Here is a 7,202-nt window from a genome sequence, read left to right on the forward strand (position 1 = left end):
GGCCTTCCGCCAATATGCCGATAGGCATATCGAACACGGAGGCCCTCTTGAAGAAACAACTGACCAATGGCGCCGCACTCCGCCACAACTTGAATCCCGTTCTCGTTCCGATCGGCGAGCTCAGGCCGCTTGGCCATCAAACCCGCCGCCATCCCCAATCCCAAATCGAGAAGCTGGCGGCGAGCTTGCGCGAGTTCGGGTTCGTTCTGCCGATCATCGTCGACGCCACGCGCCGGGTGGTAGCGGGCTGGGCAATGGTCCTCGCGGCCAAGCTCCTCGGTCTGGACGTCGTGCCCGCCGTGACCATTGTCGATCTCGGCGAGGCGCAGCTGCGTGTGCTGAAGCTTACGCTCAACCGACTGGTCGAGGACGCCAGCTGGGATGTCCAGGCCTTGCGCCTCGAATTAACCGAGCTTCTGACCCTCGACCCTCAAATCGACCTGCAATTGACGGGCTTTTCGACCGGAGAACTCGATGTTGCCGTTTCGGATCCAGACGATTTGGAAGACGACTTGCCGCCACCGGAATCTGGCCCCGCGATCACCCAGCCTGGGGACCTCTGGATCTTGGGTGAGCATTATCTCCGCTGCGGTGATGCGCGGCAGGCAGAGAGCTATGGTCGGCTCCTGGAACACGCGCAGGCGCGCATGATTTTCGCCGATCCACCCTACAACGTGCCGATCGATGGCCATGCCTCGGGCTTGGGCAGGATTAAGCACCCTGACTTTGTCATGGGTTCGGGAGAATTATCCGCTGCAGAATTCGAGGCGTTGCTGACCGAGGTGTTTGCGCATGTCTCCCAGCACGCCAGCGACGGTTCAATTCACTATATTTGCTCGGATTGGCGGGCGATGCAGGCGCTCCTCAATGCCACGCGTCCCCTTTACAGCGAGCTGAAGAACCTCTGTATCTGGAATAAGTCGAACGGGGGGATGGGATCGCTGTACCGCTCCAAACATGAGCTCGTCTTCGTCTTCAAAAAGGGCCGCGCACCCCACGTTAACAACGTTCACCTCGGCCGGCATGGTCGCAACCGTTCAAACGTGTGGGACTATCCCAGCCAAAATACCCGGACAAATTCGTCAAAGTCAAAGCTCTCTCTTCACCCTACGGTCAAGCCGGTCGCGCTGGTCGCCGACGCGATCCGAGATTGCACCAACGAGCACGACATCGTGCTCGACCCGTTCGGCGGCGCCGGAACCACCTTGATAGCCGCGGAGCGGACCCGCCGCCGGGCCCGGCTGATCGAAATCGACCCCGCCTACGTCGATGTCACGATCCAGCGCTGACAGCATCTAACCGGCAAAACGGCGGTGCACGCCGAGACGGGCGAGCCGTTCGGCCAACGAAGCACCGCGAGCCTGGAGCGCGCCCGTGGCTAAAAAATCCGATCAGGGCGTTGGCTACGCCAGACCCCCGCGTCACAGCCGTTTCAAACCGGGTCAATCCGGTAATCCGCGCGGGCGCCCGAAGGGCAGCTTGAATTTTACCACCGACCTGAAAAACACCCTGCTGGCCCCAGTCGCTTTAAATGACGGCGGCAAGCCACGGCGCGTCACCACGCAGAAAGCGGCATTGCTTCGCCTCCGGGAAAAAGCCCTGAAAGGCGACGTCAGGGCGCTGGATAAATTCCTCTCCCTCGCGATGGCCATGAGCGACAACACCGCGCCGGACGCCGCGAAAACCCCATCTGTCGACGATCAGGCCATTCTGGATGCATTCCGGCAGCAGATCTTGGCCGATGCGACCGCTGCGGCTCCGACCCAGCGCGATGGGGAGGACGGCACATGATGCCAATAGTGGCGGCGCTGCTCCGAACCGACTTGCGTTATTTCATCCAAAGGGTGTTCTCGACCGTCTTCCCCGGCAGCGAGTATCTATCGAACTGGCATATCGACGCTATCGTCTACCAGCTCATGCGCCTCCACGATGGCGAATGCCGGCGGCTTCTCATCAACCAGCCACCGCGTTCGCTCAAATCGCTCTCGGTCTCGGTCGCTTTCGTGGCCTGGCTGCTGGGTCACGACCCGAGCCGCCGCATCATCGTGGTCAGCTACGCCAGCGAACTTTCCGCCGAGCTGCACCGCCAATTCAGAATGGTGATCGAGTCGGGTTGGTATCAAGAGCTGTTTCCGGCCATGCGTCCAGCCAAGGATACCGGCACCGAACTCGTGACCACGGCAGGGGGCAGCCGATACGCGACCACGGTCGGGGGCACGCTGACAGGTCGGGGAGCGGACCTCATCATCATCGATGATCCGCTCAAGGCGGAGGACGCGATGTCGGAGCCCGGGCGCAACCGCGTCACCGAGTGGTTTGGCGGCACGCTGGTGTCGCGGTTGAACGACAAGGCAACCGGCCGCATCACCGTGGTGATGCAGCGCCTGCATCAAGACGATCTCGCAGGTCATCTGTTGCAGGCGGGCGGTTGGCATCATCTGGATCTGCCGGCCATCGCCGTCGAAGATAGCATCATCGCTGTCGGCAAAAATCGGGTGTTTCGCCGCCGCACCGGCGACCTTTTGCATCCGCGGCGCGAAGGTAAGCTGGTGCTGGAGCGGATCAAGGCTGAAATCGGCAGCCTGCAATTCTCGGCGCAATACCAGCAGCGGCCGGTGCCGCTCGAAGGCAATCTGATCAAGCGCGACTGGTTTCGCTGGTACGATCAGCTGCCGGCGGCTGGCGCATCTGATTATGTCGTGCAGAGCTGGGACACCGCCATGATGACCGGAAAGGCCAACGATTACTCGGTCTGCACCACCTGGCGCGTGATCAAGAATGACTATTACCTCGTGGATCTCTACCGCGGCCGACACCAATATCCCGACCTGCGGCGCGCCCTGGCCGCGCTGGCGACAACACATAAAGCGGACGCGGTTTTGATCGAGGACGCCGGTCCCGGTACAGCGATGTTGCAGGACCTGCAACGCGATACGCCGAACGGCATGCCGCGCCCGATTGGCATCAAGCCCGAAGGCAGCAAGGCGGATCGCATGGCGGCACAATCCTTCCGGATCGAGGCCGGACAAGTGCATCTGCCCGCAGATGCCCCCTGGCTCGACGACTATTTGCTGGAACTGCTGGCATTTCCATACGGCAAGCACGACGACCAGGTCGACAGCACCTCGCAATTTTTGAAATGGGCGGGCAACCACGCAATGTTCGATGACATCGAACTTGACATCATTTCGGTCGGCCGAGAGGGGTATGATTATAACTTCCCATAACCCATCCCCGTCAGGTGGAAAGTCGAAATTTTCTCCAGAACGAAGCCAATCATTTTTGGCAACCTTAGCTCGCTCTATCTGAGCGATCGAAGCGCGCGCTTCTGTGCGGCCAGTGCGCTGCGCTCGTAGCGCTCAAGCTTGTTTAGGCGCCGCGCGATGTCTACGACCGGGCAATCCCATAGATCAGCCAACATCGCCTGGCGGACCAGTCGCACGCGCCATAGGTCGCACTTGGCGTGCGCAACGGCGGCTGCGGTTTCCAATCCAATCTCACATGCCAGGCCCGAGCGAATGGCGACCATCAGCCTCGCGAACTCCGGGTTATCCCGTTTGCAACCCCTGGCGAGTCCATGGCGCAAAGCGTTGCCGCTGGACTTTGCTTTTCCGGGCACCGTTTTCGGCCCCGTGCTGCGCTTGGCATTGGTGCGATTGGCTTCGATTTGTTGGTTTGACGCCATCTCCAGGACCCGCGCTTTCGGTCCGTTAAAACGTCGCTCCAAAGCGCCGAACCATCAAGGATTTGGGCCTAAAAAGAGCAAGAATCTTGCTGCAGAAAGCACTGGCATTCCCGTGCAAACGGAGCGTTACTGAGTCGGACCGGGCACACCAGCCCCGGAATCTCACCTCGCAATGGCGGGGCTTTAGGCGGTGCGGCGCCAAGCCGCGTCAGACCTAAGGAGATACCGGGTGGCCACGATCTCAGCCAATGGCGCCGAGGCGCCACATCATGTCATCAAGTTCGACCCCATTGACCGGCGGGCCTTCATCGGCGGCTCGGATGCCCGCATCATCATGGGCAATGATCAGGAGGATCTTACGCGTCTGTGGCGCGAAAAGCGCGGCGAGATCGCGCCGCAAGATCTTGCGCACAACCTGATCGTGCAGCTCGGCACCGTCACCGAAGACCTCAACCGGACCTGGTATCAGCGCGCGTCGGGTCAGACCGTCACCGACATTCAGAAGCGGATCCGACATCCCGTCCACCGCTGGATGGCGGCGACGCTCGATGGCATCGTCCTAGAAACTGGCGCGGTGTTCGAGGCCAAGTTCATGCTGCCCTGGGCCTTCACCGAGGACGCCGCGGCCGACAAGCACATGGCGCAACTGCAGCACAACATGTGGGTGGTCGCCGCCCGTTCCGCGGTGCTGTCGATAATCACCGGCGGCGGCAAATGGGTCGAGCTCACTCTGCATGCCGACCCGCTCTACCAGCACCTGCTGCTTACGGCAGAAAAGAAGTTCTGGCGCTGCGTGCAGTCCGGCGAGCCGCCGCTCCTGTTCGGGATCGAGCCGCCGCGGCCGCGATTAGCCGCCGTCAAGGTCGTCGACATGACCGCGTCCAATCTATGGGCGGAGTGCGCGGCGACCTATCTGCGCACCCGCGCCGCCCATGGCGAGCACGAACTGGCCAAGGCCGAGCTGAAGAAGCTGCTGCCCGAGGACGCCAAGGAAGCGTTTGGCCACGGCCTTCGTGCCAAACGCTCCAAAGCCGGCGCGATCAGCTTTGATCCGGTGGAGATGGGGGGCATCCATGCACCAGGCCAGTGAGCAAATCGGAACGATCGCCGCCGCGCTTGCCCGCGCGCAGGCGGAACTGACCAACCCGGAGAAGACCCTGACGGCTCAGATCCGCTCGCCATTTCTGCGCGATGACGATCGGACGTTTCGCTACGCCTCTCTGGCGTCCGGCCTCGATATCGTGCGCAAGACCTTAAGCCAGCAGGAGATCGCCACCATCCAGACCACCCGGGTCGAGACGGCCACCGCCACCATTCACCTCACCACCCTGCTCGCCCATGCCTCCGGCGAGTGGATCTCCTCGGACTGGCCGGTCTGCGCACTCAAGGACGTCGAGGCGCCGCACCGCATGGGCGCGGCGCTGACCTACGCAAGGCGCTATGCCCTGTTCGCGCTGGTCGGGATTACCGGCGAGGATGATCTCGACGCCCCCGATGTGGTCGCCGGCCCGCCCGCCGCGGTGCCGCACGCAGCCTCTGGCGCGAAAGCCAAGCTCGCCAAGGACGTTCTCAACCGCGCACCGGTGCTGGGGCCGCCAGAGTCCGCGGAGCTCCGGGAGCGGCTGTTGCGCCAGCTCGCCGCCCTGCACGAGGGTGAGGGCCTGCTTGCCTGGGCGAAGGCCAGCCTCCCGCTCAAGAACACTCTTCTGGAACCTGACGCCCGTCTGGTGGAGACCGCCTATCAGAGCAAGCTTCAGGACCCGATCCGTCCTGCAGCAAGCACGGCCGGCCAAGCGCCTGTCTTAGATCGAGCGCAAGGCGCGCCGCCAGAACCGCTCCCGGAGGCCGCCGCCGAGGCCGCGCTGCAGCCGGCTCTGCCGGCGGCGCAGGAAGCTGGACTGGCCCATCCCAAGGAGCCGCCGCGCAAGCGCAGCAAGGCGCATCTGTTGTTTGTCCGCGACCAGCCCTGCCTCGTTTGCCAGCAAACCCCGTGCGACGCCCACCATCTGAAATTCGCCCAACCGCGGACCCTGAGCCGCAAGGTCAGCGACGAGTTCACGGTCCCCTTGTGCCGCGTCCATCACCACGAGCTGCACCGCTACGGCGACGAGCGGGCTTGGTGGGCGAACCTGCAGATCGCGCCGTTGCCGGCGGCGCATGGCTTGTGGGCGGCTAGCCCGGTCCACGATGCAACCAAAGCCACGATCCGGAGCGCAGCCTTACCCGCAAACCTTGGCTCGGAGGCCGCACCACGATGAACGGGTCCTTCCAAACGGCGGACCAACTGACCGCGACGGCGCTGCCGGCAGAGTTTGAGGTGTTGGCGCCGCCTCCCTTGCTGCTGCCGGGCGAAACTCTTGCGCATTACCAGGCGCTGCGGCAGGCGATCTTCGCCGACCTTGCGCCACGATCCGCCGTTGAATGGCTGCTCGCGGTGGATCTCGCCGAACTCTCCTGGGAGATCCAGCGCTACCGAGTGCTGCGCCACAAGGTTCTGGAGACCTATCGTCAAAACGCAATCGAAGCTGCGCTTCGCAGCATCGACATGGTCGGGATCGTCCCAGGGTTCGAAGATGAGGCCGAGTACTACACGTTACAAAACGCGCTGAGCTGGCGGATCGATGCAGCGGCTGCAACCGAGATCGACACGCGTCTCGCTAATCACGGCTTCGATCAACACGTCATCACCACGGAAGTCTACGTGCAGGCGCGCGAGATTTTCGTGATGTTCGAGGGGCTGCTCAATGCCGCCCAAACCAAACGCATACTGCTCCTCCGCGAGATCCGGAATCAGCGCCTCGCGGATGGTGCGATGCGCCAGCGGCGCTGAGGCGACTCAACGAAAGGCACAGATCTGCGTGCAGCCAGTGCAGCGGCGATGCCGCAACTGAGTAGCACTTCGCCTGACGTAGCACGCTCCCGTCTTGACGTTCGAGCGTGATCATAGTCGCTTGCTCGTCTCGGCTAGGCGAACCAGTTGACTGCTGCTCACGCGCACAATTCGTTAGCTTCGCGATTTACCGCGGTTCTGTTGCGCGGAGTTTCATCGAGGGTCGCCGAACCCGTTTGAAGGAGTTGGGCGCACGCTTCCGCCCAGTACGTCTCGATCAAATACACCGAGCGCCTGGCTGAAGGAGGCGTGGAGCCCTCCGTCGCCAGTCTCGGACAATCCTATGACAATGCTCTCGCCGAAACCATTAACGTCACCGGATCTCATCGTACTCGACGCGTTCTCCTCCGATGCGATGTGCACCTTCTGACGCGCGAGGCGTTCGCCGGATATCTATCGCGCCTGACCGCACGTGGCACGTGGCGTGATCGTGTCGCACATCTCCAGCCGGCACATAGCGCTATGGCGGCCAGCGGCTGCAATCGGCAGTGCGGAGGGCCTCGTTGGCTATGGCAAAGGATCCGCTTCCGACGTAAGCATCCGGTGAAGACCGCGCGCGGGTCATTTTCGGCTCAGGCGGCTTGATCAACGTTCCGGATGGCAGAGCGCCAATTCCATGGCAGCAGT

The 7,202-nt window shown here is 62.6% G+C and carries 7 protein-coding genes; all 7 read left to right on the forward strand.

Going from position 1 to position 7,202, the window contains the following annotated elements; all coding sequences use genetic code 11:
- Nucleotides 1-47: 47 nt before the first annotated feature.
- The 7 genes from ABIB90_RS17860 to ABIB90_RS17890 all read left to right on the forward strand — a co-directional run bounded on the left by ABIB90_RS17860 (nt 48) and on the right by ABIB90_RS17890 (nt 6,515).
- The gene (locus tag ABIB90_RS17860; protein WP_354161004.1) at nt 48-1,289 is read left to right on the forward strand and encodes a site-specific DNA-methyltransferase; all 1,242 of its coding nucleotides are present in this window, start codon (nt 48-50) and stop codon (nt 1,287-1,289) included.
- Between the two features lie 85 nt (nt 1,290-1,374).
- Nucleotides 1,375-1,791, forward strand: coding sequence for a DUF5681 domain-containing protein (locus tag ABIB90_RS17865; protein WP_007592662.1), 417 nt, complete (start codon nt 1,375-1,377; stop codon nt 1,789-1,791).
- On the forward strand, nt 1,791-3,227 hold the full coding sequence (terL, locus tag ABIB90_RS17870; RefSeq protein WP_245286072.1) for a phage terminase large subunit: 1,437 nt from the start codon (nt 1,791-1,793) through the stop codon (nt 3,225-3,227). The genes ABIB90_RS17865 and terL overlap by 1 nt, the downstream gene beginning before the upstream one ends.
- A 291-nt stretch (nt 3,228-3,518) precedes the next feature.
- Entirely contained in the window at nt 3,519-3,818 is a 300-nt protein-coding gene (locus tag ABIB90_RS17875; protein WP_157158553.1) for a hypothetical protein, read from the forward strand.
- A gap of 105 nt (nt 3,819-3,923) precedes the next feature.
- Complete coding sequence (locus ABIB90_RS17880; protein WP_371261366.1) at nt 3,924-4,775, forward strand: YqaJ viral recombinase family protein; 852 nt, start codon at nt 3,924-3,926, stop codon at nt 4,773-4,775.
- Nucleotides 4,759-5,943: an ERF family protein gene (locus ABIB90_RS17885; RefSeq protein ID WP_247404663.1), complete on the forward strand. Its 1,185-nt coding sequence runs from the start codon at nt 4,759-4,761 to the stop codon at nt 5,941-5,943. The genes ABIB90_RS17880 and ABIB90_RS17885 overlap by 17 nt, the downstream gene beginning before the upstream one ends.
- Nucleotides 5,940-6,515 (forward strand): hypothetical protein, encoded by a 576-nt coding sequence (locus tag ABIB90_RS17890; protein ID WP_007592671.1) that lies wholly within the window; start codon nt 5,940-5,942, stop codon nt 6,513-6,515. Before ABIB90_RS17885 ends, ABIB90_RS17890 begins: the two co-directional genes overlap by 4 nt.
- The last annotated feature ends 687 nt before the right edge of the window (nt 6,516-7,202 follow it).

Source organism: Bradyrhizobium sp. JR4.1 (assembly GCF_040548605.1).
Lineage (GTDB): Bacteria > Pseudomonadota > Alphaproteobacteria > Rhizobiales > Xanthobacteraceae > Bradyrhizobium > Bradyrhizobium canariense.

Coding starts and splice junctions, on each gene's coding strand:
- ABIB90_RS17890 (WP_007592671.1), top strand. CDS start 5,940: ATGAACGGGTCCTTCCAAACGGCGGACCAACTGACCGCGACGGCGCTG.
- ABIB90_RS17875 (WP_157158553.1), top strand. CDS start 3,519: ATGGCGACCATCAGCCTCGCGAACTCCGGGTTATCCCGTTTGCAACCC.
- ABIB90_RS17885 (WP_247404663.1), top strand. CDS start 4,759: ATGCACCAGGCCAGTGAGCAAATCGGAACGATCGCCGCCGCGCTTGCC.
- terL (WP_245286072.1), top strand. CDS start 1,791: ATGCCAATAGTGGCGGCGCTGCTCCGAACCGACTTGCGTTATTTCATC.